The following is a 25,506-nucleotide window of genomic DNA, read 5'->3' as shown; positions in this document are numbered from 1 at the left end:
CTGGTAAATAGCTGTTCGCTAGAGAAAACTGGTGCTGCTAGAGAGATTTGAACTCTCGGCCTCTCCCTTACCAAGGCCAGCAGCGAGCCTTTGTAAGCATGCGTAGCTAAACATGAATTTCGCTTTTCGCAAGCGCTGTGCACGGATAATGCACAGTTGCGCTAACCCACCTTCTGCACTCGGCGTTTCGCCGGATCACCCCACTTCACCAGTCTTCGCGACCAGTAGACTGGATCGCTCCACCATTCCTGATCGCGCCAGAGCTGCGGCACGGGCAGGGTGTTGATGGCATCGATCAGTGGCTGCTGCGGCACATGGGTGTAGTGGCGGCTCATGTCGTCGGCGGCGTGGCCGAGGATCTGATCCTTGATGTAGGGGTGGATGCCGTTGATGACGAGCTGCGTGGATACTGTGTGGCGGGCAGTATAGGGCGCGATGTCGACAATAGAGACGCCGCGTTTCTTAAGGCGATTGCGGGCGCCGGTGATGGCGCTGGAAATCTGGCCGCCAAACTCCTCCGTCGGCGGGTAGAGGTCTCCCTTGTGCGAGCGGAAAAGAACGCCGCCACGGGCCACCAGCGCCTCGAAGAGCGGCACTAGAAACTCGTGGATGGGAATGCCGCGCGGCTCGCCTGTCTTGCTAGCGTCGAGCGTTATCCATCGTCCTGGCATGTTCACGTCTGACGCCTCGAGGAGGAACATCTCGATTGGTCGCATGCCGGTGTAGAATAGGGCGGTCATCAACTGAGCCGGTGCGGGTGACATGGCGGCGACGAACTGGGCAGCTCGGTCATAGCTCGTCGGCTTGGTGCCGGCGCGCACCTTGAGTTTTACGATGTTCGTACCCTTCGCCTTGCGCGGCCGCTTCCATTGGCGAACCTCGGCCCACTGGTTGCCGGCGGCATGGTTCCAGACGGCGATGAAGGGCGTGTAGCATTGACGGTTGCGCGTCTCGGCCGAGGCTGTCGGGAAGAGAATGCGAGCGGCCGCGTCAAGATCTGACTGGGTCAGGTCCTTCAGCAGCTTGCCTCGAAAATGCGCGACAATGCCGGAGACCTTTCCGGTCGAGGGTGAGACCTTGATGAGAAATCGTTCGGAGCCGCCAGACGCGATGTATGACTCTGCGGCCTCTTCGAACGTGATCAGGGCTTTCTTGCCGTGAACGCTTTCGTTCAGCAGCCGGCTTTCCGTTTTGATACGGATCGCTTCCGCGACTTCTCTGTCGCGAGTGCCAGTAGATTCGAATAGGCTTTGTCCGCGGACGGTGCCACGGATGTAGTAGAAGTCCGAGCCTTTGCGCTGGACGAGCTTGAGGGGCATCGCATCGCATCCCAAATTGCCAGAAGGTCGCTCTCGCTGAAGAGCATGTCTCGACCGGAAATAGTGCACAGACCTTCACGCTTGGCAACTTTGGCGATCGCGCGCCCGGTCATGCGTAGATAGGCGCTCGCCTCGTCGAGCGTGAAGATCTTGCCTAAGGGACCGTCAGCGGCACGCATCATAGCACCTCCGCGCACTCAAGCGGCGGGCCGCCGTTGTGTCGGATCATTGCCGCGCGGGCTCTGTCGCGGCGCTTCTGGTTTTCCTTGTACGTCACCAGCTCGGTATGCTTGGGGTCCGGATTGACGCAGAGGCGGTTGCGGCACTTGTGGTCGAGCTGCCTCTTGCCGGGGATGTATCCGTGCTCATTGGTCCACATGACGAGATGCACGGCGACCGTCTGGCCGCTCAACCACATGCGCGGATAATCCTTGCCTCGGCCGGTCTTGCCTGAGGTCGGCCCGGTCCAGTTCCAGCAACCGGTCACCGGGTCGATCATGACGCGCGCCATGATCTTTTCGCGGATCTGGTCGCGCCGGCTGCTCATTCAGGCACCCGTTGTTCAGCGTCAAAGCCAGGCAATGGTCCGCGACCATGGCGGGTTGACCGCTTGGCCCGGATGCGAGCGATCGTCTCGGGCCGCTGTAGCTTTTCGAGATCTGCCTCGGCGCAGCTCATCATGTCGAAGCCAGTTACGACGGAAAGCGAAGCGAGGGTGAGCAGGGCGGCGCCGATCTCCTTGGCTGGATCGCCGACCGGCCGGTCATAGGTGTAATCGACAAGCTTGTGCGCGTCCTCGCGAGACATGCCGAATGCCTGGCAGGTTTCGTTGACCTCCTCGAAGAAGCGAGCAAGGCGCTCTGGGACGTCGGTTGGGTCATCATGAAAAAGGGCAGAATGAGCGGCTGAAACGCGATCCTGATAACCTTTACCCTTGAATGCGGCGGCAAGCGCCCGCTGCGTTGTACTCCACGAAACATAGACGCCTTCGCGGCCGAGTGCGGCTTGAACCTTCCTGATCGCGTCTTTAGTGATCTCGGTAATCATGGTGGCCTCCTAGACGCGCATCGGCATGATGATGGTGTGGGTGTCGGTCTCGCCTGGCTTGCGCAGCAGGATCGGCGATGCGGGATCGTTGAAGTCGAGTTCGATTTCCTCGGTGTCGAGGTGATCGATCGATTCTCGGAGATAGGCGCCGTTCATGCCGACGACGAATTCGCCGTCGCTGGCGGCGGTGACGACGTCCTCAGCCTCGCCAGCGTCGCCCGGCCGAGAGGTGAGTGTCGCTGACGTCTTATCGAAAGTGAAGCGGACGGCGTTGCCCTTCTCAGTGTTAACTGTCAGCACGCGGGCGATAGCCGCCTTTAGTTCGGCGCCACTGATCCGGGCGCGGATCTTGTGCGAGCCGGGCGACAGCCGGCGATAGTCGGGATAGGTGCCCTCGACGAGCTTCGAGATGATGACGATGTTCCCCGCCGCGAAGCGGATGCGGAACTCAGAAAGGGAGATCGACAGCGTCTCGTCCTTCGGCAGGTGCTTGACGAGCAGCGGCGCGGTTTCCCTGGGTAGGATCACCTTCGGCATGCTTTCGATAGGATCGTCGACATCTGACGACGGTAGCAAGCGACGGGCCATGCGGTGGCCATCGGTCGCCACGAACATCAGCCCGGCCTCCGACGCGTCGAGGAACACGCCGTTCAGGTAGTGGCGCGTCTCCTCGGTCGAGCAGGCATAGTCGACGGCCGAGAGGCAGCGGATGAAGGATGAACTGCCGAGCGACACCGCAAAAGGTAGTTCGCCTTGGTCGAGGATCGGGAAATCGGCGAGGGGCAGGATCGGAACCTTGATCCTCGACCGGCCGGAACGGATCGTCACCGCCTCGAGCTTGTTGCCAAGCATCACTGCCTCGAAGGATATGTCCTTGCCGTCGTCGACCGCTCCAACAATCGAGGTGACGGTCTTGGCGGGAAATGTGAAGCCGGAGAAGTCGGCGCCGATCTCGGCTTGGAAGGGCGCGGCGATCTCGATATCGAGGTTTGTCGCGCGCAGGCGGATGCCTTCGGCGTGGCGTTCCACCGCGATGTTGGCGAGGTGCGGGATCGTGTTCTTGCTGTTGACCGCATCCTTCACGGATGACAGCGCAGCCTGAAAGGCCGCCTTCTTGGTTTTAAACATGGGCGGTTCCTTTACGGCCGGCGATGAGGTCGGCGATCGCGCACTCGTGGGACGGGGGGGAAAGGTCGAGTTCGCGATGCATGATGTCCATCGCGCCTGCGCAATCACCTTCAGCGAGGAGCCTATAGACGCGATCGGTCCAATGATCGTGGGTCACCTTCCGGCGCTCGATTTCATTGAAAAGATCCTCGGTCGCGGAAGAACTCGGCGAGAGCGTGTCCAAGACGTCCTGGCGAACTTCTTCCTTGATCTCTTCCATGATGATGGTGCGGCGGCGCAGCTCGTCTCGGAAGTCGCTTTCGGAGATCCGTGCAAGCTCGATCTGAGTTTCGCAAAGCAGGGTAACTATCGTCGACATCACTCGTCCTCCCCCGCTGACACCATGCCAAGCGCCTGGAGGTAGGTGTCGAGGATCGCCTCCTGCTCTATGCGTTCATCGTGATCCTGCTTGCGGATGCGGATGACCTTGCGCAGGATTTTCGTGTCGAAGCCCATGGCTTTGGCCTCGCCATAGACGTCCTTGATGTCGCTGGCGATCGTCGCCTTTTCTTCCTCGAGGCGTTCGATCCGCTCGATGAAGGCGCGGAGCTGGTCGCGCGCGACGCCGTGCGCCTCCGACGCTCCTGTTTCCTTTTTGTCGAAGGCCTCGGTTTGCGCCTCTTCGGCCGGCTGCTCGCCAGCTGCTTGCTTGCTAATCGCCTTCGCCGCGGCCTTCACGGCGCCGATCGGTACGCCTCCGACCGTCGCGGCCGGATCATTGCTGAGCACTTGCCCCATCGTCGTCTCCGTCAAAAGGGAATGTCGTCGTTGAAGTCACGGCTCGAGCCGGGACCGGTGGACTGTCTGGAAGAGGAGGAAGAGCCGGCGGCACGGTCGCCGTCATAGCCATAGTCGGAAGCGCCATCGCCGGCGCGGTAGCTGAAGCCTTCGCGGCGGCCCAACAGCATGGTCAGGAACGCGTTGAAGCCCTGCAGCACGATTTCGGTCGAGTAACGGTCGTTGCCGTTCTGATCCTGCCATTTGCGGGTGGCGAGCTGGCCTCTCACGAGGATCTTATCGCCCTTGTGGACGTACTGCTCGATGACCTTGCAGAGCCGTTCATTGAAGACGACGACGCTATGCCACTCCGTCTTCTCGCGCTTCTCGCCGGTGTTGCGGTCGCGCCAGCTCTCGGTGGTTGCAAGCCGGAGGCTGGCGATCGGCCGGCCGTCCTGGGTGCGGCGGATTTCAGGATCGGCGCCCAAGTTACCGATCAGGGTTACTTCGTTGAGATAGCCAGACACAAGTCACCTCAAGGCTCTGTTGGCGGCGACGATCGAGGCACATTCGAGCACGCGATCCTCGCCGATCAGGCGGTAGGCCAGTTTTCTGAACTCTTCCTCGGCCTTCATCGGCGGCCATGGTTTGATGGCGCCGGTCAGCTTTGGAGTTTCGGATTTGGGGAAGTGCGCGGCCGCGCGCGGACCGAAGAGGGCGACGGCCTCGGCAAGCTGCATGCGCTTGTCCATGTTCTCGACGGTGGCGCGCTGCTTTCGGCTCCAGGCTTCGGGGCCGGGGAGACCGGCCGCGAAATAGATCGCTTCATCCCATGCGGCTTTGCAGGCTCCGATCGCGTCGAGGACGTTAGCTTCGCCATAGAGCTCGCGGCCGACTGCGGCGTATAGCTTCGCAGCCGGCGTGATGAGATCACCGAGGATCCATTCATGCGCATCATGCAGCAGGAAGAGCGCCGCGTGCATGGCGCTCTCGCCCTCATTTATCAATGCCTGCGCACCGACGACGCAATGCTGGGCGACCGAGTAGAGCGGGCCCTCGTAGCGGCCGTTGAAGCGGGCGATCTTGGAAAGGGTGTTGCCGATCTCGCGAAAGCAGACGATGGCCGGATCGGGGCACGACAAATCGATGCTCGATCCGCCCACCCAGACGGTCGTGATTGCATCGTCAGCGAGGCGGGCGGTTGCGGCCATGCTCACCTCCGATCCATGGAGGCGTAATCACGGTCAAGGCTGACGAGAGCATCGACTGTGTCATTGGCGAGCCAGCCTCCGGACGCACAGCAGAGCGCGAAGAGGATCGCGACAATGCGGTACGTCCAGAGGGGCGGTTCGCGAAGGGTGATCTGCTTGGGAGGATCAACGCGACCGCCAAAGGGGGTGAAGTGATTGTCCATGTCAGGCGACCTGACGGACAGACTGACGGCGGGCGATCTTCGCGGCTTCAGGCAGGAGGCGCTTAAGGGTCGGCTCAGACCAGCCGCGGTACTTCAGCATCTCAACGCTGACGTCTTGGCCGGAGAAGGCCAGTTCGCGCATGTCGTCGGCCAGGCGCTCTTCGAGTGATCGAACGCAGCGAGGTGCCGCGGCAATCTTGGCGGCGGCGGTTTCGGAATGGCGTTGAATTCGGTTCATATCGGCTAGCCTCCGTTTCGAGGCTGACAGATATAAGCGATAATTACATTTGCTTGCAAGTGGAAATTATAAGCAAAACTTAGGTCGAATGGCTCTGGACTCTTAAAGGTAAAGAATCAATTATGTGAACACATCGAGAACATGAGGTGCGGCAACGATGTCATCTGGCGTTTTGTTGGGGCAGGCCAGTCGGCTAGGTATTGAGTGTGCAGACTGCGGGCGCAACCGGTGGCGGACGCCTGAACAGATGCTTTGCCATGGAGTGACGCTGCACACGGCGCTGTCGGTCGTTGCGAAGAAGTTCAGTTGCTCAGCGTGCCGTGAGAGCGGGCTGCCCGGAAAGAACGTGTCAGTTCAGGTGTACTTCAATCACGATGCGGATAGGCTCCGCGCCGAAGCAGAGGTTCTTAGAAACCAAGCAGCTCTTTCAACGGGATTACGCGCCAAAGGTTTTTGACCTGATACCGGTCGAAGATGATTTCCTTGGCCGGGTTGTATTGGTCGACGATGATTTGCTTCGTCGTGCGCTGCTTCAGCCGTTTGATAAACGATTTGCCGGGTTGATCTTCGGATTCCCCGAACATCTCGACCACTACGTGGTCTCCAGGCACGGCATCGCGCCCGCCGCAATAGATTATGTCGCCCGGATCGTAACGCGGGACCATGCTGTCACTCAGAACATGCAGCGCGAAAACGTTGTGCAGTGAGGCGATGCCCGGAGGCCTGCGGACGTAGCCGGCCACTTCGCCGTTGAATGTGAAATCGCCATCGTCGCCGCCATAGCTGACACCGAGAAGCTTTACATCCATCGGTCCGGTCGGAGGCGGCGATGGATCTGATATGATCTCGGCGTCGGCGAGATCATCGGTCCCATTTATGTAGACGAGTTCACCGCGCGCCAGGGCGACCGGATTGATGCCAAGAAAGAGTGCCGCCCGCATCAAGTTCTCGGTGCTCGGGAGATTGCGCCCGCCTTCCCACATGCCGACGGCCGCAACATCGATCCCCAAATGCTCGGCAATGTTGCGCTGAACGAGGCCGCGACGTTTGCGCGCCGTCCTGATTGCAGTTCCGATTTGGATCGCCAGTTCGCCTTTAGCCATGCTTATAACTGGTCTAATCACGGCTTCTTGGTCTATGTAATTATCGCTTGTGTCTTTTTCTAAGTTCTGCTTATATCTGTGCATGACGACGATTGACCCTTCACTAGCGTTGGCGATCGACCGCGTGGGAAGCGCGAGCGAACTGGCGCGAAAACTCGGTATCACTCCCGCGGCTGTCCTTCAGTGGCAGCGCGTTCCGGTTAGCCGTGTCCTCTCGGTCGAGCGCATCAGTGGCGTCTCTCGTCACGTACTGCGTCCGGATTTCTATCCGCCCTCGGAGGCTGCGGAATGATGGTGCGTTGGTTTGCATGTGGTCCCCCTTGATCTGATGGGCTGACCTTACGGGCGCGACGGGCGCCTTTCACGGAAAGACTTCTGGAAACGATTTCCTTGATTTTCAGGGAGGATGGCTTGCGCACTATTTCTGACAAACAGGGCCTGACGCTGAAGGCCGCGACCCGCCGATCGGTCGATATGGCTGGCGGCGGCGACGCCTTTCAGCACGTCACGCGCATCCGGTCTGCGCAACTCTCGAAGTGTGGCTCGACCGGCGAGGAGAACGCCGAAAAGTTCCTGCCGATCGATGTCGCAGTAGAGGCGGACATCGAGGCGGGCTCGCCGATCATCCTCTCCGCCATGGCAGACATTGTCGGTTACCGGGTGACCCCGATCGTCGAGGGCGCTGATCTGTCGGTCGCTCTGGCGCCGCCAACGCACAGGGACCTGGTGCGCCTCAACTCCGATTTGATGGACGTTGTGCGCGCCGTGGGCGACGCACTCGACGACGATCATGTCGACGGCCGCGAGAAGAAGGAAATCACCCGCGAGATCGACGAGGCGATCAAAGCACTCCAGGCGCTCCAGCAGCGCATCGGCGGTGCGGCATGACGAAGGTACGGATCACTCGGATCGTTTGCCTGGGCTGCCGTGGGACTGGGAAACTCGGCTGGATCACCGGCCCGTGCCCGCGTTGTGAGGGACAGGGCAAGGTGCCTGTCGCCAAGGCGCTTGCCATGGCTGACGAACGTCATGCTTTGGCTGGTGCCGGTCTCGTTTCCGGAGATTACGGCCTTTCGACTTCAAAGCGTCTGCGCAGCGAGGCCGCCGCCATCTATGCAATCGCCGGCGTAACGCCACGATGGCAGGCGGAGGCCGCGCGATGAACGAGCCACATCATCAGACCCGCCGCGATCGTGATCGCCTTCGCTCGGAAAAGGGCCTGCAGCGGAAGGAATTGCTGCGCGCCATCCGCAAGACCGTGAAGGCCTGGCGCGATGGCGCCGGGGTCGAGGTCAGCATGCAGCGCATTGCCGACCTGATGGACGGAAAGGCGCAATGATGGATTACGCCGCCTTTCTCGCCGACAAGATCCAGATGGCGCCGGCCGGCGGTTTCGAGGTCGACGCCGAGATCAATCCTCTTCTCAAGGGCCATCAACGCGCCATCGTGAAGTGGGCGTGCGCCGGCGGACGCCGCGCGATCTTCGCCGCCTTCGCGGTCGAACTGAACCCGGCCTATTTCTCCGACGGTTGCAAGTATGTCGAGGCGGCGGCGCGCGAGATGGCGATGCCGAGCCTCTTCGATCTGCTCGAGGCCGCCGAATGAGCCAGATCCGCCTCTTCATCGTCACCAACGATCCGGAGCGCGCCCTTGGAGAGACGCTCGGTTGCGCGACGACCAATGCGCCGGTTTGGTGCCGCGTCATCAGCGACCCTGTCGAGATCCTCCGCCTTCCTGACGGCGCGAAGTGCATCGGCGCGTGGTTTGGTCCCGGTGCGTCCGTACAGGAATTGTCCTGGCGTGAGCGCCGCATGTTCGGCGGCATCATCTTCCTCAGTGATGAGGATTGGCAGCGGCTTTCCGCATGGATCGCCAAGCGCAAGGGCGGCGCTAAACCCGCCAGACCCGAACCCTCAGCGATGCCGCCGATGGCAGCCGCTGCTCGTCCAAGCCTCGTCCAGCAATTCACCTGAAAGGAGCCGGACCATGGGAAAGCAAGTAGCCAAGATTGGTTTCTTCGAGCCGGGTCTCGTTACCGCCGCCAACTTCGCGCGCTTCGAACCCTATCAGCGCACAGAGTTCTGTCTCTTGGCCGCCGAGGCGGGGATCGCTCTTCCGGATGTTGCCGAGATGATGCGCGTACCGGCCGCTGCTGTCCGCACTGCCATCGTGTTGACGTTCAATCACAACCCCTTCAAAGGTGCCCCCCAAGCCGAGGACGAGGCGTCGGTCGAGAACCGCAGCACGTTGGCGCGCAAGTACCGTATAGCGCTGCTCGGCCATATCGAGGCCGGCGATGACAAGACTGTCACCGTCACCTATGCGAACCTTTCCCGCGCGATCGGCATGCGCCAAAAGGCCATGCTGTCGATCCTGCAGAAGATGCGCGATGGCGGCTATGTGGACCAGCTGCGCGAAGGGCGCACCAATGTCCCGGCCGTGCTGCGCCTGACATTGAAGGGTGAAGCTGCTCTCACCCGCTGGCGCGAGGCGGCGTGATGGAGCGGCCGCGCATCCTCCTCGTTGTGGCGCCGTCACGGCCGGAATGCATCCGCACGGCTCAAGCCTTCGGCATTGATGTCGAAGCGAACCTCAACCGCATCCGCTTGATCAGCACCTTGTATGGGCTGCTCGGCTGGCAAGATGGCACCGCCTTCATCAGCCTCGGCCGCATGTTCTGGCCGCTGCCTGGTCGTCATCCGCTCTATCTCGCGCTGACGTCTCTTGAGCGTTGCGGACATTTCCGCGCCGCCGACGATCGTGATCTGGCGCCGTTGCGCGCAGGCGCAGAGCGTACGTCGGTTTTGGCGAGTGCGCCGGCAGGTGCGCTATGACTACCGCGATCGAGCTCTTCATCGAAGAAGCGCGCGGCGTGAGCGTCGTCGACGCAGCGTTCTCGCTCGGCCTCGTCGGCCCGACCTTCAAGGGCAATCACGCGGGGCCGTGCCCGGTCTGCCAGGGCAAGGACCGTTTTGCGATCAGCAGCATCAAGGGCGCCTGGAACTGCCGCAGCTGCGGGATCGGTGGCAAGGACGGCATCAGCCTCGTTGCCCATGCCGGGCATATCGACCTGCGGTCGCGCGCCGGTTTTCTCACGGCCTGCGCCGAGGTCCTCGGCAAGCCTTTGCCGAATGAGGCCGAACGCGAGACCGAAGACCAGATTGCCGAGCGTCGCCAGCGGATCGCGGCGCAAAGGGCGAAGAACGAGGCTGCGGCCGCCGAGCGAGAAAAGCAGAACAACGCCTATCGCGACCGCGAAGTGAAGCAATCGCGCGGCATCTTCTTCAATGCCTCGGTCGAGCCGCATCCGGATGTTGCCGCATATCTGAGGGCGCGCACCGGCTATAACATGCCAGCTGTGGTGTTCGCTTATTTGCGCAGCAATGCGCGTTGCACCTATTGGCACGGCCGCGACGATCGCGGTCATGAAATCGCGCGTCATGTCGGCGTGGCGATGGTCGCGCCCTTCGTCGACCTGGCTGGGCACGTCACCGGTTGCCACCAGACATGGATCGACATGAGCCTCGAGCCGAAGTTCCGGCCGGATCTCGGCCGAGACGACAAGGGCGAGCCTCTGCCGACGAAGAAGGTGCGCGGCACGAAACGTGGCTCCTTGATCCCGCTTTTTGGGCTGATGTCGTCGAACCGATGGGTTGGTGGCGAAGGTATCGAGAATGGCCTTGCAATCGCCGGCGCCGAGCGGTTCCGGAAGGACACCTTCTATTTCGCGGCCGGCGACCTCGGCAACCTTACCGGCCCAGCTGATCCAGAATCTCGTTTTGCGCATCCGAGCCTGACTAAGGCGGACAAGAACGGCAAGCAAAGGCGTGTGATGGTCGCGGGGCCGGTCCCTAAGGCCGACCAGGCGCCCGATGAAGCGATGCAGGTGGCGGATCACGTCGCCGAGCTCGTGCTGCTCGCCGACGGTGACAGCGAAGCGGTCTTCACTGCGGCCGCGATGGTGCGCGCCGAAAAGCGTCTGGCCCGAGAGGGCCGAACGATCGAGACCTGGTGCCCACCGGTCGGCATGGATTTTTCAGCATTGATGACGAGGTATTGACGTGGCGGAACGCAAGAAGCGGCCGACCCTCCCTGAGGATGTCGCGCAAAAACTGGAAGAATTCTCCGCGCAGCGGGAGCCCGAAAACCCCGAAACCCCTCTTGGTCCTTCGGACGAGCCGCCGGCTCACCTCTCGGCCGATCTGAAGCCGAATGAAGCGGCCGTCGAGTATTGCGCTGAGTTCGACCACTCCGACACTGACAATGGCAAGCGGCTGATCACACACTTCGGTACGGACTTCATCGTCCTGGCGCAGGAGAAGGCGAAGCAGCCCGCCTTCGCCGTCTGGACCGGTTCGCATTGGGATGTTTCCAACGGCGGCCCGAAGGCGACGGCGATCGCGCAGCGCCTCGGCGACCGGATCGCGCGCGAGGTTGCCTACATCAAGCCGAACGCATTCGAGCAGATGTTCATAGACAAGGCGATCGAGGCGCGAAAGAAGCCGGAGGAGGATCGCAACCCGACCGAAAAGCGGCTCGCGATTGCGGCCGAGAAGGCGGAGGAGGCCCATGGCAAACGTGTCAAGCGCCGGCTCGACCACGCCGTGACATCGAAGAATGTGGCGAAGATGCAGGCGGCGCTCTCCTGCGCCGCACCGCATATCATGCGCTCGCCGAACGACTTCAACGCAAACCGGATGATGGTGGCGGTGCAGAATGCGACGCTGGTCTTCCACCGGAAAACCGAGCGGCGAAAGAACCCACGCCACAAGAGTGTGAGCGAGACGCCGGATGCGCCGGAATACATCGATGCCTGCGTAGATTCATCCCTCGAGGTGATCCCGGGCCATCGTCGACGGGACATGATCACCCATATCGTTCCGGTGCGTTACCGGCCGGAGGCGAAGTGCCCGAAGTGGATGGCCTTCATCGAAAGCAAGCTGCCGGACAAGGATGTGCGGCGCCTGGTGCAGGTTAGCTCCGGCCTCGGTCTTCTTGGCATCACGGTGCAATACCTGTTCTTCCATTACGGCGACGGCGCCAACGGCAAATCCGTCTACATGGAAACCCTCTGCCGGCTGCTCGGCGACGTCGCAGTGACACTGCCGGCGACGAGCTTGATCGGCGAAGGCGGATCGTCCGGCAGTGCCAGCCCTGACCTGGCGCGTCTGCACGGCCGGCGCCTCCTGCGCGTCAAGGAGCTGCCTGAGGGCGAGGATCTACGCGAGAACCTCGTGAAGGAGCTGACGGGCGGCGAGACGATCACCGCGCGCGATCTCTTTTCCGGCTATACCGACTTCCTGCCGATCTTCATCGCCATCATGAGCGGTAACGGCTATCCCCGTATTACGGGCACCGACGATGGTATTTGGCGACGCATGGCCGTTATCCATTGGCCGAACAAGATCGCCAAAGAGGACCGGCGCGAGTTCGAGGAGATTGTCTCATCGTTCGAGCCGGAGCACCCGGGCATCCTCAACTGGCTGATCGAGGGCGCGCACATCTTCCTCCGCGAAGGCCTCGTGATCCCGGAGGCGGTCGAGAAGGCGACGCAGGAGTATCGTGACGACATGGACCGCACAGCGGGCTTCGTCGGCCGGTGCATCGAGCGAGATGCGAATGCTGACCCGCTACAGGGCAAGGATCTCTATCAGGCCTATTGCGACGACACGGTCGACCAGGGCGGCAAGCCGATGAACGTCACCGCGTTTGGCCGCGTCATGTCGAAGAAATTCCGTAAGGAGCGAACCGCGACGGGCGTCGTCTACTTCGGGGTCCGGCTCAAGAACGTGCCGAGCGGCAGCAGCATGCGCGGGCCTCCTGCCGGTCGCTTCGATCCGAACGAGCCTTGGCCCGACGACCTGCCGTAGCTTCCCCGTAACCCCTCTTTCAGGATCAGTTCTGACCAGTTCGTGACGAGTTGATGATGAGTTCTCAAGGGCAGAAAGTGCAATGAAAACAATGGGGATGATGAGTTGTGACGGGTTATCGCACGTTCATATATAGGGCGTTGGGGAGGTTCGGAGGGAAAAGCATGGGTGATGTAACCTGAACTCGTCAGACTGATCTAACTAGCTGATTTCAATGTCTAAAACCCTACATTCAACTAGTCATCTACTGGTCAGAACTGGTCAGAAGGAATTGAAGATGAAGAAAATAACCATCGAAGCTCTCCTGACCTGGGCTTTTACGAAGGAACTCGGCAAGGTCGGCTCTGGCGGCACTTACGCTGGACCGGGATATAGCGTCGCCTGGAGTGGCATGCTGGAGATGGCAGCGCTTGGAACGATGGTCGACCGCAGCCCGAACGTGTACGGCGCCATCCCGGGCTTCGTTTACGAGGGCGAGCCGGCCGCCGACGCAGTTGTGGTCGGCGACGCGGTGCGCGCCCTGGCCCATGAAGGCTTCGAGATTGCGGACGGATGGAATCCCGTCCCTGATTGGATCGATGAGCTTGGGCTGATCGCGGAGGCCGTCGAGAAGCTGGCCGCCGAGCAGCGTAAGCGCGCCGATCGCCTGAGTGGGCGCCATATCCTGTCGCTGGTCATAACCTCGGCAGTGCTGGACCGTGGTCCGACCTGGCAAGGCAATGCACCGAAGACCGTCATGGTCGAGCATCGGGGCAAGCCGGCGTGGTTCGTCATGCGGAAGGCGAAGGATCGTACCGGCAAGATCTATGAATACGAGGACAATGGCTTCGATCAGCGTCGCCAGCGCCCGTACAAAGGCGCTTATCGCAAGTGGTGCCTTGATCGGTCCATCCGTGGTGATGTCCTTTCCCGCCTCGATTGGCAGCTGTGGCAGTCCACTTTAGAGCTGCTGCACCTTCGCCTTTCGGCTCCGAAGTGCCTTTCCTCTCACGAACTGCTGCCATTTCGCCCGAACCGAGCACCATGGAAACTGGCTGTCGGAATTGCGCAAACCACTGACAAAGTTGGATAAATAGAAATTTCTGCACGTTGTTGCGCGCGGCAGAAAGTTGACATAGCTTGGCCACAGTAGAAAAGATCAGGTTCGACCCGCTGGACGACAGACCGGCGGGTTTCGCATTTAGCGATGGAGGCGGCCATGCACCCCGGCGCTGTAATGGCGCCAGACGAGAGAAGCCGATGATGGATGCTCAGATCAAAGTCGATCTCCAGCAGTTCAATCGATCCCTGGCTGATATCGAGCGAAAGCAGCTTCCCTATGCCATTATGCTCACGCTGAACGAGACGGCCAAGGGTGGTCGCCTCGAAGTCCAGCGAGAAATGGATCGGGTCTTCGACCGGCCGACCCCCTACGCAAAGCGGGGCGTCGTCTATGACCGGGCATCGCGGCAGAACCTGAGGGCAGCGGTTGTTGTGACCGGTGATCGCACCAAGGGCGGCTTGCCTGCCACCGCATTTCTCGGTCCGCAGATCGAAGGTGGCATGCGCACGCATAAGGCCTTCGAGCGGCAGCTCGTCGATCGTGGTTTGATGCAGCGGAACCTGGTGGCCGTGCCAGCAAAGCGGGCGCCGCTCGATCGCTACGGCAACATGACGCAAGGGTTTCTCAACCGCGTCATGGCCGACCTGCAGATCGACTATCGTGGAGCTGGTGCGACCCGTACCCGCACATCATCGTCGCTCAAGCGGAACAAGAACTACAAAAGCGCTCGGTTCTTCGTGCCGAGGCAGCCTTCGCACCTCTACCCGGGCGTTTACCAGCGTGATCCGGCAACGAACGCCATCCATCCGGTGATCCTGTTCGTGCCTCAGGTCTCGTATCGCATCCGTCTTCGCCTGCGTGAAGTCGTCGAGCGGTACGTGGTCGCTAACGTCCACGATCATTTCGCCGTCGCCTTCCAGCGGGCGGTTCGGACGGCCCGATAGGTCCTCCGACGTTTCGCGGGTCCTTCCTGGCATCCGCCCGCCTGCGGGTATTTGGCACGGCGGAGGTTGTCCAGTCTGAGCGATTTTTTGAAGCCTAAAGTCAGAGCCTAAACTAAAGAGCCGGGCTAAAGAACGAGCGTTCCTAAAGATGAGCCTTGCAGCTGACATCATGACGAAGAGCGCGTTTGCGGCTCATGTCGGCGTCAGCGCCGGGCGCATCTCGCAGTATATCGCCGAGCGGAAGATCTTCGGCGATGCGCTCGAAGGCGAGGGGCGGAACGCGAAGATCCGCGCATCGGTTGCGGTCGAGCAGCTGCGCAAGACCCTCGATCCATCGCAGCGGTTCGGAGCGAACGGCACGGCGACGCGATCGGCGCCAGCGCCGGTTGCTTCCGAGCTGTCGTTCGATGGGCCGGAGAAGCCGAAGGCGACTGTGAAGCCGACCGTCATCGTCGACCCGTTCATTGACGAGGTCGCGGCCGAGAAGCTGAAACAGCAAAAGATCACCACCGCGCGCATGGAGCGCGAGGAAGCGCTCGAGCTCGGCCGGTACATGCTGACCGACGACGCCCGGCGAGAGATGGTCAAGGCCGTGGCCGAGGCGTTCAAGGTCATGGAGCAGGCCATCCCCGAGATGGCCAAGGCGATCGCCGCGCAATTCTCGGTGTCGACCCATGATGCGACCCATGTGCTGCTGAAGGCGTTCCGGGACCATCGGGCCAAGAAGGCGCGCGACTTCGCCGACGCAGCGGCCGAGTTGGACGAGCATGTCGAGGACGAGCAGCAATGACCGTGCTGTTCAATCCCGAGCGGCTCGCTCTCAGCGTACTTGCCGAGATCTGCGAGCCGCCGCCAGCAGTCGATTATCTCGACTGGGCGAAGCGGAACATCGTGTTCTCGGAACGCATCACGGACCATCCGGGGCCGTACAACGAAGACTTGGTGCCGTTCTTCTCTGAGATCCTGCGGGCGCTATCGCCGGAAGATCCGTGCAACATCGTCAGCTTGGCGAAGTCGGCGCAGATCGGCGGCACCATCTGCGCCAACATCTTCACGCTCGGCTCGCTCGACATGGCGCCCGGCGATTTCCTCTATGTCCACCCGACCGAGGAAAACGCCGCCCGCTGGTCGAAGACGAAGCTGATGCCGCTGGTGCGCGAGATGCCTGGGATCGCCAAGCTGTTTTCCCAGAACAGCCGCGATGCGAGCAATTCGGTGCTCTACAAGGAGCGCATCGACGGGCGCGGCGCCATCCAGGCTGCCGGCGCCAACTCGCCGGCAGGCCTGTCGATGATCTCGCCGCGAAAGCAGGTCCAGGACGATCTTGCCAAGTGGCAGATGAACGAGGCCGGTGATCCGGAGGTTCAGGCGGACAGCCGCAGCAAGGCGTTTTTCAACGGCAAGATCTTCAAGATCTCGACGCCGATGGTTTCGCCCGGCTGCAAGATCACGTCGAACTATCAGGAAGGGACGCAGGAAACCTATCACGTCCCGTGTCCGCACTGCCACGAGCTGCAGGAGCTGCGCTGGGAGAACATGCGGGATCACATCGATCCCGAGCATCCCGAGCAGGCGCATTTCGTCTGCATCCATTGCGGCTGCGAGATCCACGAGCACCATCGCGAATGGATGGTGAAGCCGGAAAACGGCGCGAAGTGGGTCGCCAAATATCCGGAGCGCGGCCGCCGCCATCGGTCCTTCCGCATCTGGATGGCCTATTCGCCCTTCGAGCGCTGGGAGAACCTGGCGCGCGAGTGGCTGACGGTCCAGGCCGGTGGCCCGGAGAACCGGGAAAAGGGCTCCGGCGCCGAGCAGACGTTCTGGAACGACTGGCTCGGGCTCGCTTTCGAGGCGGACAACAAGGCGATCGACTGGGAAGTGCTCCGCGATCGCGCCGAGGATCAGGGTTTCGCGCGCGGCGTCATCCCGGCCGAGGCGTTGGCGCTGGTGTTCGGAATGGACGTGCAGGGCGATCGTGTCGAGTGGCTGCTCGTCGGCTACGGCCGGAATCGGTACCGGGCCGTCATAGATCACGGCGTCGTCGACCATCGCGCCGGCAGTCACCTGGCAGACGCGAAGGAACATTCCGGCCATATCTCCGAGCCGGAGGTTCGCGCCGCCCTCGATCGGCTGCTCCAGCGCGAATGGCTCGACGATGCCGGCCGGAAGCGCACTGCCGACCGGGTGGCGATCGATGGCAACGCCTATACTGACGATGTCTGGAACTGGGTCCGCAAGCATCCGAAGTCGCGCGTTATCATGGTGCGCGGCGGCAATACGGAGGCCGCGCCGCCGATCGTGCAGACGAAAGAGTATGACCGGAAGGGCAAGCCGAAAAAGCAGAAGTGGTCATCCCGGTTCTTCACCTTCAACGCCTCGGCCTTCAAGATCCGGCTCTATCGGGACTACAAGAAGGACGATCTGGAGCAGGCGGGCTATATCCGTTTCGCCCGCGGCTTCGGCGACGATTTCTACCAGCAGGCAACCTCGGAAGCCCGGGTACCGGAGAAGACCCGGAGCGGTCACACCCGCTACGTCTGGAAACTCGGCGAGGGCAAGCGCAACGAAATCATCGACATGCTCAACCAGAGCCTGGCCGGTGCCTATCGCTGGGGCGTGCCCTACTGGACCGACGAGGAATGGGACGCGATCGCCGATCGGCTCGGCCGGCTCGAAGCGCCGCAGCAGGGCGATCTCGAGGATCGTCTGAACCAGATCGCCGTCAAGACCGAACCTGCCGCAGGCCAGAGCGCCACGGCAGAACAGCAATCGCCGCTCGTCGCTGCCGCCCTCGCGCGCGCCGCCCGGGCAGCGCAGCGGAACCGCTAGGAAGATCCATATGGCACTGACCGAACAGGAAAGCGCCGTGCTTCTGGCACGGCTCGACGAAGCACGTGAGGCCTTGCACCAGATGGAGCTCGGCCGCGCCGAGGTCTCGCTCAGCTATAACGGCGAGAGCGTCACCTATGCCGCGACCAACATCGGAGCGCTTCGTCAGTACGTCCGGGACCTCGAGGCGAAACTCGGCCTTCGCCGCTTCGCCCGGGCGCGCAGCCGGGGAGTGATCTTCGGATGAGCGGCGAAGTCACGATCCTCGGCCCTGACGCGAAACCGCTTTCGCCGGCAGTTCGTGCCGCTGCCCGCGTGCAGGTCGCGAAGAACCGGCTGATGGCGTCTTCGGCCTACCAGGGCGCATCCTACGATCACCCGTCGTTTGCCAAATGGCGGCCGGGCACATGGTCCGGTCAGTCGGCGCTGACCTGGTCGCGCTCCGAGCTCGTCGACCGGCTGAACGACGTGGCGCGGAATGACGGCTGGGGCGCGGCGGGCACCTCGCGCCTCGTCGACAACATCATCGGCTCGGGCTGGACGCTTGCAGCGCGGCCGAACCACGTCTCGCTCAACATGACGTTTGAGCAGGCGGAGGAGATCGCCGACAAGATCGAAGCCTTGTGGCGGGATTATACGCAGGACGTCGACAAATGGTGCGACGCCGAGCGGACGAAGACGATGGCCGGCATTCTCGGCCTTGCGGCCCGTCAGCGGTTCGGTCCTGAGGGCGAGGCCTTCGGGGTCATCGTCTGGCAGGACAATGCGCCGCTGTTCCAGACGGCAATTCATGTCGTGGACCCGGCCCGGTGTTCCAATCCGAACGGGCGGATGGACGAAGAGTTCCTGCGCGACGGCGTCGCCATCGACGGTTACGGCGCACCGGTCGGCTACCACTTCCGCAAGTCGCATCCTGGCGAATTCTTTGCCGGGAATACCGGCCTGTGGCACTGGGAGTATGTCGAGCGGGAGACCGAATGGGGGCGGCCGATCGTCGTTCACGCCTACGAGCAGAAGCGCGCCGGCATGACGCGCGGCGTTTCCGACTGGGCGCCGGTCATGCGGTCGATCAAGCAGTCGACCGACTATGAGGACTATGAGAGCCAGGCGGCAATGCTGAACGCCGTTATGGCTGCCTTCATCGAAACGCCCTTCGATCCGGAAGAGATGCTAGAGGCGATGGGCGCCGATTACGGCAACGACGGTATCGCCAAGCTCTTCGGCGAAATGTCGGCTGCGCAGAAGGCCTATTACGGGGCCGCACCGATCGATTTGCCCGGCGTTCGCGTCAACACGCTGCAGCCGGGCGAAAAGGCGACGCTGACCAAGCCGGAGCACCCGAACGCCAACTTCGAGGCCTTCGTCAATGCGGCGCTGCGCAAGGTCGCGAGCGCCATCGGCGTCACCTACGAGCAGCTGACCATGGACTGGAGCCAGGTGAACTATTCGTCGGCACGCGCCGCACTCCTGGAAATCTGGCGCGGCTTTACCGCCAAGAAGGGCGGCTTCGCCTCGCAGTTCATGGCGCCGATCTATCGGGCATGGCTCGAGGAGGTGTTCGACAAGGGCCTGATCGAGCTTCCGGCGGGCGCCGTTCGCTTCGAGCAGAACCCGGCCGCATGGTGCCATGCGGACTGGATCGGTCCCGGCCGAGGCTGGATCGACCCGCTGCGGGAGGCGCAGGCCGCCAGCGAGCGGCTCGCCGGCAATCTCACCACGCTCCAGCAGGAAGCGGCCGAGCAGGGGCGGGACTGGAAGATGGATGCGCAGCAGCGCGCCCGGGAACGGGCCTTCTACGAACGGCTCGGCCTCGATCCCGATCCGGGCAAGCCCGAGGCCAGATCGCAGGCGAGTGCCGCTCCGCCAGCCGAGCCGGGCGACGAGACCGAGGAAGAAGTCAACGGCCGGACTTCGGCACGGCATCCCGCCGGCATCCCGAGGATCTCCAGAAGGAAAACGGCATGAGGAACTATCCCGAAATCGCCAGTCGGATGTTCGGCGCGCCGCTGATGCTGCATCCGTCAAAGGGCGACATCATTGCGCGGGCTTTCGGCCCGCGCGTGCTCGGCAGCCCGGACGCTCCGGCGCAGGTCGGCGGCGGCGAGGAGATGGGACTTCTCGGCGAGAAGCTCCGCAATGCGACCGACTGGGACGGTGAGCGTGTCTACCCTGGTCCGGATCTCGTCGCGTCCGGCATTGCGTTGATCGAGATCGAGGGCTCGCTCGTGAACAAGGGCAAGTGGATCGGCAAGTCCTGCGGCATGACCAGCTACGAAGCGATCGGAGTGCAGGTCCGGGATTGCATCGAGCGCGACGACATCAAGGCCGTCGTGTTCGAAGTCGACAGCTATGGCGGCGAGGTGACCGGCGCCTTCGATTGCGCCGAGCAGATTTTTGAGCTTTCGCAGGTGAAGCCCACGATCGCCGTTCTGACGGATCATGCGTGCTCGGCCGGTTATCTGCTGGCCTCACCTTGCCGGCAGCTGGTCATTCCGCAGACCGGTATCTGCGGCTCGATCGGCGTCATCTCGATGCATGTCGATATGAGCGCCTGGCTCGCGAAGGAAGGCCTCAAGGTCACCATTCTGAAGGCCGGCGAGCACAAGGCCGACTTCAATCCGTACGAAGCCATCCCCGACGATGTGCTTCAGCAGGAACTCGCCGAGCTAGAGGAGCTCCGCGTCGAATTTGCAGCCACCGTCGCGCGGTACCGCGCCGGCCGGCTGACACAGCAATCCGCTCTCGCCACTGAGGCGCGGGTCTATCGCGGACAGAAGGCGGTTGATGCCGGCCTCGCCGACGCGGTTGCACGCCCTTCGCAGGTTCTCGAGGCCTTCGAAGCTGAACTGAGCCGGACAGCCGGCTAACCCCAACATCAACTGGAGACGACGAATGTCGAACTTGACGCGTAGCAGCGCGCTCACGCGGAGCGTGCTCGCCGCCATTAGCGGCAAGAAGGGCTCCCGGCTGGAAGACGAGCGGCCGGAAGACGAGGAAGTGATCGAAACCGAAGAGGAGGACACTTCCGCCGAGGATACCCCTTCCGATCCGGAGAGCGAGACCGAGGAGGAGGACACCAGCGCCGAGGCCGAGGGAGAAGAGACCGACGACGGCAAGACGTCGGCAAGCACCGTCCGCCGCGCCGAGCAGGGTCGCATCCGCTCGATCCTCATGCACCCGAAGGCCGAGAGCAATCCCGGCCTCGCCGCCGAGCTTGCCTTCGGCTCGAGGTTCTACTCGGCCAAGGAAGCGGGTGCGCTTCTCTCCTCCGCTTCCGCCGGCGGTTCGCGCCTTGCCGGTCGCATGGCCGGAAAGAGCCCGACTCTCGGCGCCGGCACGCCGGGCGGCGGCAAGGCCACCGAGAAACAGGCGGTGATCTCCACCGTCCGCTCCACCATCCTGGCCCGTCACGGCCGTAACCGGAAGGATTCCTGATCATGGGAGAAGCAACCTTCGCCCCGAACGACCTGCTCGTTTCCGACGTTCCGGTCATCACCCGCAACATCACCATCGTCAGCGGCCAGAACCTCAAGCGCGGTGCTGTCCTCGGCAATATCACCGCATCGGACAAATACACCCTGTCCGCTTCGGCCGCTGCTGATGGGTCGCAGACGCCCGGCCTGGTGCTGGCGACCGATTGCGATGCATCCGCCGGTGACGTCGTCGCCGCGGCTTACGCGAGCGGCGCCTTCGATTCGACGAAACTCTTTCTGGGCGCCGGACACACGGCCGCGACCGTCGAGGCCGCTTTCCGCAAGGCAGGCGCTCCCCTCTACGTGCGCGTCCTGAAGTAAGCCAGAGACCGAAAGGACACCACACACATGGAAGAACTTCTCCTCTCCACCGCGGAACTCGTTGCGGTTCTGCCGCCTCGCGATCGCCCGGAAGCTTTCCTGCGCGATCGCTATTTCTCCACCACGGTCCTTTCCGACATGGAACAGATCGTCTTCGACAAGATCCTGCCGGACCGTGAGCTCGCGCCGTTCGTCCACCCAGATGTTCCCGGCAAGGACTCGGCCAACCGCGGCTTCAAGGCGACCAGTTTCACGCCGGCTTACGTCAAGCCGCAGAATACGCTTCGCCCCGGCGGCAACATGATCCGCATGCCGGGCGAGCCGATCGGCGGCCGCAACTCGCCGGCGCAACGCTACGCCTACAATCTGGCGACGATCATCGACGACCAGGACCAGCGGATCACGCGGCGCGAGGAGTTCATGTGCTCGCAGGTTATCCGCACCGGTCAGGTGATCGTCGAGGGCGAGGACTATCCGACGCAGACGGTCAACTTCGGCCGCAATGCCGCGCTGACGATCGCGCTCGCCGGCGCAGCGCGCTGGGGCGAAGCCGGCGTCGACCCGATGGACGATGTCGAGGCGTGGGTGCAGCTGCTTTCCGATACCAGCGGCTTCACCGCCCGCGAGGTGCTGCTCGGCCCGGGCGCTGCGGGTCTCCTGAAGAAGTCGCTGCGCTTCCTCGAGGCGCTAGACAACCGGCGCCAGGACGGCGGCATCATGCAGCTGGGGCCGGTCAGCACCGGCGCGGAGAACAAGTATTACGCGGTTCTCGGCACCATCGGCGAGCTGACGTTCATCCAGTATTCGCAGCCCTACACGGTTGGCGGCGTGCGCAACAACTTCTGGCCTTCCATGGGCGTCGGGATCTTCGATCCCTTCGGCTTCATGGGCCACTTCGCTTACGGCGCCATCCTCGACAACGACGCGCTCCTGTCTATGGAGCGCTTCCCCGACATGTGGCGGGAACGGAACCCCTCGCGAACCATCGTCCAGACGCAGGCAGCACCGCTTCCGATCGCTCCGGAGCCCGACGCCAGCCTGTTCGCGCTGGTCCGCTAATCCCCAACCCCGTGTTCGTCCGCATATCCGCCGGTTTCCAGCCGGCGGATATCGGGACTTGAAAGGACGCTCCGATGAGCAAGAAAACCGAGCAGTTCAATGTGACCGTCAAGGTCGGCAAGAAATCCTACAGGCCGGGTGAGCCGGTTCCGGTCGGTACCGGCGGGATCACGGCCGAGGAAGCGGAAAACTTCCGCAAAAATTTTGGTGCCTGGACCGCCGGTCCCGACGCCACGTCCGCGGCGCCCGTGCCTTCCATCGATCTCGACAAGCTTCGCGAGGCGATCGAGAAGCTCTCGGCCGACAACGACAAGCTTTCGGCCGACAATGACCGTATGACGGCGGAGCGCGACAGCGCCATCGGCGACCGCAACACGCTGCTCAAGCAGAACGAGCAGCTTGAGGCCGACAATGCGACGCTGGCTGGCGAAGTCACCAAGCTTCAGGCCGAGATCGAAAAGCTCAAGGCTCCAAAATGACGCCGCGTCCCGCCATGTTCGAACGGATGGGGCCGAAGTTCGCCAAGGCCTTCGGCAATGCCGACGCGGTGTTCACGGTCGACGGGGTCCCGAGGCCTGCCGTCCGGGTCATCCTGCGAGTGTGGCGGGAAACCGACCTGGCGGAGGAGCAGGAGCAGGCGGTCGAAGGCACCACCCATCTGCTCGCCGTGTCCGCCTCCGCGGTTCCCGGTCTCGCCAGCCAGCGCGACAGCGTCGCGATCGGCGGCGTCACCTACCAGGTCATCAACATCGACGATGATGCGCGGGCCATGCTCCGCATCTCGCTTGCCGGAGACATCTGATCATGAAGACACAGGAACAGGAAGCGCCGGCCGCCGCGGTCGACCCGATGGAGGACCTCTGCCAGGCGCTGTTCTCGACGGAAGAGGGCGCCAAGAAGAAGGCTGCGCGCCAGACCGCCGGCGCTATGACGCAGCGGCCGTGGCCGCAATTGCCGTCGCGGCTCCGCTCGGCGATCCGCTCCGACATCGGTCGCCTGCTTGATAGTGGCAAGGCGCGCGCACGGATTCTCGAGGCGGGTTATTCCGCGGTTGTCGTGAACCAGGTGCTGCGCGACCTCGGCCGCACGGTCGCCTGATATGCCGCATCTCCGCAGTCAGATCTTCGCGGCCGTCATCGCGCGCCTCTCGGCCATTTCGGAGTTCTCCGGTGCTGACAAGGTGAAGCGCGGCCGCAAGGGTGCCATCCCGCAGGAGAAGCTGCCGGCCCTCACGGTCACCTGGGCCGACAGGTCGGAGACCTTGACGGTCCGGCCCTCGTCAGGGCCAGCCGGAGAAGACGGCTACGATCGGTCCTTGCCGCTCTCGGTCGTCGTGCATTTGCAGGACGATGAACCGGAAGAGGAATTCGATCGACTTTGCGTGCTGATCGAGGCTGCGATGGCCTCGGACATCACTCTCGGCGGCCTCGCCATTGAGGCGCTGCTGCAGTCGGAACAGTATTTCGTCAACCCGCAAACCGGCATCTCCCTGCTTGCCGGTTCGCTCAACTACCAGATCGCCTACAAGACGCTCGCCGCCAATCCGGAACAGGCTGCGCTCTAAACGCTCTGCATGCCGTTATCCCAAAACCGCTGCACACTTTTGGGCGGCATGCAGTAGCGCCACCACTCCCACCAGCAAAAGAGGATTTTGCCATGGCTCTCGGCCGTCAGCTCACGCTTGCCCGCTCGACCGGCGCAGGCGCCTTCACCCTTGCCTGCATCACCGAACAGCGATCCCTCGAGATCAACAACGAGGAAATCGACATCACCAAGCCGAGCTGTACCGATCCCGGCAGCAAGCTCACGCTGGCGCTGATGTACGGCATCCAGTCCATCCGTTTCAGCGGGCAGGGCGCCTTCGTCGATACTGTCACGATGAAGGCGGTAACCGCCGACGCCGTCAACCAGGTCATCACCGAGTATCAGGTCACGGTGCCCGGCGTTGGCACGTTCGAAGGCGACATGCTCGTCTCGATGACGTTCTCGGGCGACAAGACCAACGAGCTGCAGGCCGATATCCGCTGCGCCATGACCGGCGCGCTCACCTTCGTGCCCGCCGTCTAACGGGAGACTTTTCATGTTGCCTGCCAACCCATTGCGCGGCGAGGCGGAGGTTCGCATCGGCGCGATCGACTTCCGCATCGCCGTCACCTTCTCCGGGCTCGCTCGTCTCTCCGATGCGATCGGCGCCCGCACGCTCGACGAGATCTACGGCCGTCTCCTCGGCTTCGAGCCGAAGGCGGTCGCCTGCGCCGTCCGCTGCCTGATCGTGGCGGATGACGAGGATCAGATCTCGGCGCTTTCGGCGAAGATCCTCGACGACGGCAATATCTCGGCCGCCGACCAGCTCGCCTGGCGCGAGGCGGTCGAAAAGGCGCTCTCGGCTCACATTGCTGCCGGGACAATTCGGCGGGACGAGCGGACCGCGTCGCAGATCGCGGGAGACGCCGTCCTGGGAAAGCCCGTAAGCCCCTCCTGATCAAGGATCATCTCAAGTCGCTGTACCGTATCGCCACGAACCCGAAGATGCTCGGCTGGTCGCCGGAAATGTTCTGGAAGGCGACGGCGGCGGAATTCGAGATGACCGTGGAGGGGCTTTCCGGGAATGTTCGCGGTGGACCGTTCATTTCGCGCGAGGAGGTCCGGCGCATCGCCGCAGAGCACGGCGTCCGGCCTTCGCTGAAGGGCATTCCGAACGCGAGGACGATCGGGGCAGGATAAAGTAGCGCCGGTGGCTACTTCGCCACCTTCAGATGAGGTTACCGGTTGTACCGCCTTCGACAGCAGAAGCTGTCGAAGACGGTCAACCTCGTCAAGGATGCACTGTCAACGTCACGGCAAGCGCGACAAAGATGGCAACTAACCACTTCATGCTTTGATCGCCTGTGAGTGGTCAAAGCGAGAGCTGCAATGTTTGCAAACCTTCGCAACGTCAAGACGGTTTCGCCGCAGTCAGGGCA

37 protein-coding genes and 1 pseudogene are annotated in these 25,506 nt (G+C 62.6%); 27 read left to right on the top strand and 11 right to left on the bottom strand.

Annotation, left to right across the window (positions count from 1 at the left end):
• Window positions 1-161: 161 nt before the first annotated feature.
• The 11 genes and pseudogenes from JOH52_RS03310 to JOH52_RS03260 all read right to left on the bottom strand — a co-directional run bounded on the left by JOH52_RS03310 (window position 162) and on the right by JOH52_RS03260 (window position 7,005).
• Window positions 162-1,319, bottom strand: coding sequence for a tyrosine-type recombinase/integrase (locus tag JOH52_RS03310; protein WP_017267140.1), 1,158 nt, complete (start codon window positions 1,317-1,319; stop codon window positions 162-164).
• Window positions 1,320-1,497: 178 nt separating this feature from the next.
• Window positions 1,498-1,866: an HNH endonuclease signature motif containing protein gene (locus JOH52_RS03305; protein ID WP_017273560.1), complete on the bottom strand. Its 369-nt coding sequence runs from the start codon at window positions 1,864-1,866 to the stop codon at window positions 1,498-1,500.
• Window positions 1,863-2,366 (bottom strand): hypothetical protein, encoded by a 504-nt coding sequence (locus JOH52_RS03300; protein ID WP_017267138.1) that lies wholly within the window; start codon window positions 2,364-2,366, stop codon window positions 1,863-1,865. The genes JOH52_RS03305 and JOH52_RS03300 overlap by 4 nt, the downstream gene beginning before the upstream one ends.
• Before the next feature lie 9 nt (window positions 2,367-2,375).
• Window positions 2,376-3,494, bottom strand: coding sequence for a DNA polymerase III subunit beta (gene dnaN / locus JOH52_RS03295; RefSeq protein ID WP_017267137.1), 1,119 nt, complete (start codon window positions 3,492-3,494; stop codon window positions 2,376-2,378).
• A complete protein-coding gene (locus JOH52_RS03290) occupies window positions 3,487-3,852 on the bottom strand; it encodes a hypothetical protein (RefSeq protein ID WP_013843964.1) in 366 nt (121 codons plus the stop codon). The genes dnaN and JOH52_RS03290 overlap by 8 nt, the downstream gene beginning before the upstream one ends.
• Window positions 3,852-4,112 (bottom strand): annotated as a pseudogene (locus JOH52_RS34990) (DUF2312 domain-containing protein); the annotation flags it as partial. The pseudogene JOH52_RS34990 and the gene JOH52_RS03290, both read right to left, overlap by 1 nt.
• Window positions 4,113-4,282: 170 nt before the next feature.
• Window positions 4,283-4,777 carry a single-stranded DNA-binding protein gene (ssb, locus tag JOH52_RS03280; protein WP_017267136.1) on the bottom strand — a complete coding sequence of 165 codons (495 nt, stop codon included), beginning with the start codon at window positions 4,775-4,777 and terminating at the stop codon, window positions 4,283-4,285.
• 3 nt (window positions 4,778-4,780) lie between these two features.
• Complete coding sequence (locus tag JOH52_RS03275; protein ID WP_017267135.1) at window positions 4,781-5,461, bottom strand: hypothetical protein; 681 nt, start codon at window positions 5,459-5,461, stop codon at window positions 4,781-4,783.
• Window positions 5,462-5,463: 2 nt separating this feature from the next.
• On the bottom strand, window positions 5,464-5,664 hold the full coding sequence (locus tag JOH52_RS03270; protein WP_013843968.1) for a hypothetical protein: 201 nt from the start codon (window positions 5,662-5,664) through the stop codon (window positions 5,464-5,466).
• Window position 5,665: 1 nt separating this feature from the next.
• A complete protein-coding gene (locus JOH52_RS03265; RefSeq protein WP_013843969.1) occupies window positions 5,666-5,902 on the bottom strand; it encodes a hypothetical protein in 237 nt (78 codons plus the stop codon).
• 407 nt (window positions 5,903-6,309) lie between these two features.
• Complete coding sequence (locus JOH52_RS03260; protein ID WP_013843971.1) at window positions 6,310-7,005, bottom strand: XRE family transcriptional regulator; 696 nt, start codon at window positions 7,003-7,005, stop codon at window positions 6,310-6,312.
• Window positions 7,006-7,087: 82 nt separating this feature from the next.
• On the opposite strand from JOH52_RS03260, the gene JOH52_RS03255 reads away from it, so the two are divergent.
• The 27 genes from JOH52_RS03255 (at window position 7,088) to JOH52_RS03125 (ending at window position 25,267) form a co-directional block, all read left to right on the top strand.
• Window positions 7,088-7,297, top strand: a complete 210-nt coding sequence (locus JOH52_RS03255) for a transcriptional regulator (RefSeq protein ID WP_013843972.1) — start codon at window positions 7,088-7,090, stop codon at window positions 7,295-7,297.
• A gap of 119 nt (window positions 7,298-7,416) precedes the next feature.
• Window positions 7,417-7,893 (top strand): phage regulatory CII family protein, encoded by a 477-nt coding sequence (locus tag JOH52_RS34985; protein ID WP_013843973.1) that lies wholly within the window; start codon window positions 7,417-7,419, stop codon window positions 7,891-7,893.
• A 125-nt stretch (window positions 7,894-8,018) separates the two neighbouring features.
• Window positions 8,019-8,168 (top strand): hypothetical protein, encoded by a 150-nt coding sequence (locus JOH52_RS03245; protein WP_164827281.1) that lies wholly within the window; start codon window positions 8,019-8,021, stop codon window positions 8,166-8,168.
• Window positions 8,165-8,344, top strand: coding sequence for a hypothetical protein (locus tag JOH52_RS03240; RefSeq protein ID WP_013843974.1), 180 nt, complete (start codon window positions 8,165-8,167; stop codon window positions 8,342-8,344). The genes JOH52_RS03245 and JOH52_RS03240 overlap by 4 nt, the downstream gene beginning before the upstream one ends.
• Window positions 8,341-8,610 carry a hypothetical protein gene (locus JOH52_RS03235; protein WP_026030356.1) on the top strand — a complete coding sequence of 90 codons (270 nt, stop codon included), beginning with the start codon at window positions 8,341-8,343 and terminating at the stop codon, window positions 8,608-8,610. The genes JOH52_RS03240 and JOH52_RS03235 overlap by 4 nt, the downstream gene beginning before the upstream one ends.
• A complete protein-coding gene (locus JOH52_RS03230; protein ID WP_017267132.1) occupies window positions 8,607-8,978 on the top strand; it encodes a hypothetical protein in 372 nt (123 codons plus the stop codon). Before JOH52_RS03235 ends, JOH52_RS03230 begins: the two co-directional genes overlap by 4 nt.
• Window positions 8,979-8,991: 13 nt before the next feature.
• Entirely contained in the window at window positions 8,992-9,504 is a 513-nt protein-coding gene (locus JOH52_RS03225; RefSeq protein WP_013843976.1) for a hypothetical protein, read from the top strand.
• The gene (locus JOH52_RS03220; protein WP_013843977.1) at window positions 9,504-9,839 is read left to right on the top strand and encodes a hypothetical protein; all 336 of its coding nucleotides are present in this window, start codon (window positions 9,504-9,506) and stop codon (window positions 9,837-9,839) included. Before JOH52_RS03225 ends, JOH52_RS03220 begins: the two co-directional genes overlap by 1 nt.
• A complete protein-coding gene (locus JOH52_RS03215) occupies window positions 9,836-11,065 on the top strand; it encodes a DUF7146 domain-containing protein (RefSeq protein ID WP_017267131.1) in 1,230 nt (409 codons plus the stop codon). Before JOH52_RS03220 ends, JOH52_RS03215 begins: the two co-directional genes overlap by 4 nt.
• A gap of 1 nt (window position 11,066) precedes the next feature.
• Window positions 11,067-12,875 carry a DNA primase family protein gene (locus JOH52_RS03210; protein WP_017273558.1) on the top strand — a complete coding sequence of 603 codons (1,809 nt, stop codon included), beginning with the start codon at window positions 11,067-11,069 and terminating at the stop codon, window positions 12,873-12,875.
• Between the two features lie 277 nt (window positions 12,876-13,152).
• Entirely contained in the window at window positions 13,153-13,947 is a 795-nt protein-coding gene (locus JOH52_RS03205; RefSeq protein ID WP_017267129.1) for a hypothetical protein, read from the top strand.
• A gap of 167 nt (window positions 13,948-14,114) precedes the next feature.
• On the top strand, window positions 14,115-14,861 hold the full coding sequence (locus JOH52_RS03200) for a hypothetical protein (protein WP_017267128.1): 747 nt from the start codon (window positions 14,115-14,117) through the stop codon (window positions 14,859-14,861).
• Between the two features lie 148 nt (window positions 14,862-15,009).
• Complete coding sequence (locus JOH52_RS03195) at window positions 15,010-15,651, top strand: hypothetical protein (protein WP_017274591.1); 642 nt, start codon at window positions 15,010-15,012, stop codon at window positions 15,649-15,651.
• Window positions 15,648-17,690 (top strand): phage terminase large subunit family protein, encoded by a 2,043-nt coding sequence (locus tag JOH52_RS03190; protein WP_028004742.1) that lies wholly within the window; start codon window positions 15,648-15,650, stop codon window positions 17,688-17,690. The genes JOH52_RS03195 and JOH52_RS03190 overlap by 4 nt, the downstream gene beginning before the upstream one ends.
• Before the next feature lie 10 nt (window positions 17,691-17,700).
• The gene (gene gpW, locus JOH52_RS03185) at window positions 17,701-17,937 is read left to right on the top strand and encodes a gpW family head-tail joining protein (protein ID WP_028004743.1); all 237 of its coding nucleotides are present in this window, start codon (window positions 17,701-17,703) and stop codon (window positions 17,935-17,937) included.
• A complete protein-coding gene (locus JOH52_RS03180; RefSeq protein WP_153530236.1) occupies window positions 17,934-19,655 on the top strand; it encodes a phage portal protein in 1,722 nt (573 codons plus the stop codon). Before gpW ends, JOH52_RS03180 begins: the two co-directional genes overlap by 4 nt.
• Window positions 19,652-20,557 carry a S49 family peptidase gene (locus JOH52_RS03175; RefSeq protein WP_014529608.1) on the top strand — a complete coding sequence of 302 codons (906 nt, stop codon included), beginning with the start codon at window positions 19,652-19,654 and terminating at the stop codon, window positions 20,555-20,557. The genes JOH52_RS03180 and JOH52_RS03175 overlap by 4 nt, the downstream gene beginning before the upstream one ends.
• A 25-nt stretch (window positions 20,558-20,582) precedes the next feature.
• Complete coding sequence (locus JOH52_RS03170; RefSeq protein WP_014529609.1) at window positions 20,583-21,125, top strand: hypothetical protein; 543 nt, start codon at window positions 20,583-20,585, stop codon at window positions 21,123-21,125.
• 2 nt (window positions 21,126-21,127) lie between these two features.
• Window positions 21,128-21,484, top strand: coding sequence for a head decoration protein (locus JOH52_RS03165; RefSeq protein WP_014529610.1), 357 nt, complete (start codon window positions 21,128-21,130; stop codon window positions 21,482-21,484).
• 27 nt (window positions 21,485-21,511) lie between these two features.
• Window positions 21,512-22,543: a major capsid protein gene (locus JOH52_RS03160; RefSeq protein ID WP_014529611.1), complete on the top strand. Its 1,032-nt coding sequence runs from the start codon at window positions 21,512-21,514 to the stop codon at window positions 22,541-22,543.
• Between the two features lie 74 nt (window positions 22,544-22,617).
• Window positions 22,618-23,022 carry a hypothetical protein gene (locus tag JOH52_RS03155; RefSeq protein ID WP_014529612.1) on the top strand — a complete coding sequence of 135 codons (405 nt, stop codon included), beginning with the start codon at window positions 22,618-22,620 and terminating at the stop codon, window positions 23,020-23,022.
• Window positions 23,019-23,345: a head-tail joining protein gene (locus tag JOH52_RS03150; protein ID WP_014529613.1), complete on the top strand. Its 327-nt coding sequence runs from the start codon at window positions 23,019-23,021 to the stop codon at window positions 23,343-23,345. Before JOH52_RS03155 ends, JOH52_RS03150 begins: the two co-directional genes overlap by 4 nt.
• Window positions 23,346-23,347: 2 nt before the next feature.
• A complete protein-coding gene (locus tag JOH52_RS03145) occupies window positions 23,348-23,641 on the top strand; it encodes a hypothetical protein (protein ID WP_014529614.1) in 294 nt (97 codons plus the stop codon).
• Between the two features lies 1 nt (window position 23,642).
• Window positions 23,643-24,107, top strand: coding sequence for a hypothetical protein (locus JOH52_RS03140; RefSeq protein WP_014529615.1), 465 nt, complete (start codon window positions 23,643-23,645; stop codon window positions 24,105-24,107).
• Window positions 24,108-24,199: 92 nt separating this feature from the next.
• Window positions 24,200-24,610 carry a phage tail tube protein gene (locus JOH52_RS03135; RefSeq protein WP_011975792.1) on the top strand — a complete coding sequence of 137 codons (411 nt, stop codon included), beginning with the start codon at window positions 24,200-24,202 and terminating at the stop codon, window positions 24,608-24,610.
• A 13-nt stretch (window positions 24,611-24,623) separates the two neighbouring features.
• The gene (locus JOH52_RS03130; RefSeq protein ID WP_028004749.1) at window positions 24,624-25,025 is read left to right on the top strand and encodes a hypothetical protein; all 402 of its coding nucleotides are present in this window, start codon (window positions 24,624-24,626) and stop codon (window positions 25,023-25,025) included.
• A gap of 47 nt (window positions 25,026-25,072) precedes the next feature.
• Complete coding sequence (locus JOH52_RS03125; protein WP_017265702.1) at window positions 25,073-25,267, top strand: hypothetical protein; 195 nt, start codon at window positions 25,073-25,075, stop codon at window positions 25,265-25,267.
• Window positions 25,268-25,506 lie beyond the last annotated feature (239 nt).

Origin of the sequence: Sinorhizobium meliloti, from assembly GCF_017876815.1 — a bacterium.
GTDB classification, from domain to species: domain Bacteria; phylum Pseudomonadota; class Alphaproteobacteria; order Rhizobiales; family Rhizobiaceae; genus Sinorhizobium; species Sinorhizobium meliloti.
The sequence above is the reverse complement of the archived record's forward strand: the minus strand, read 5'-3'. Positions and strand labels throughout refer to the sequence as shown.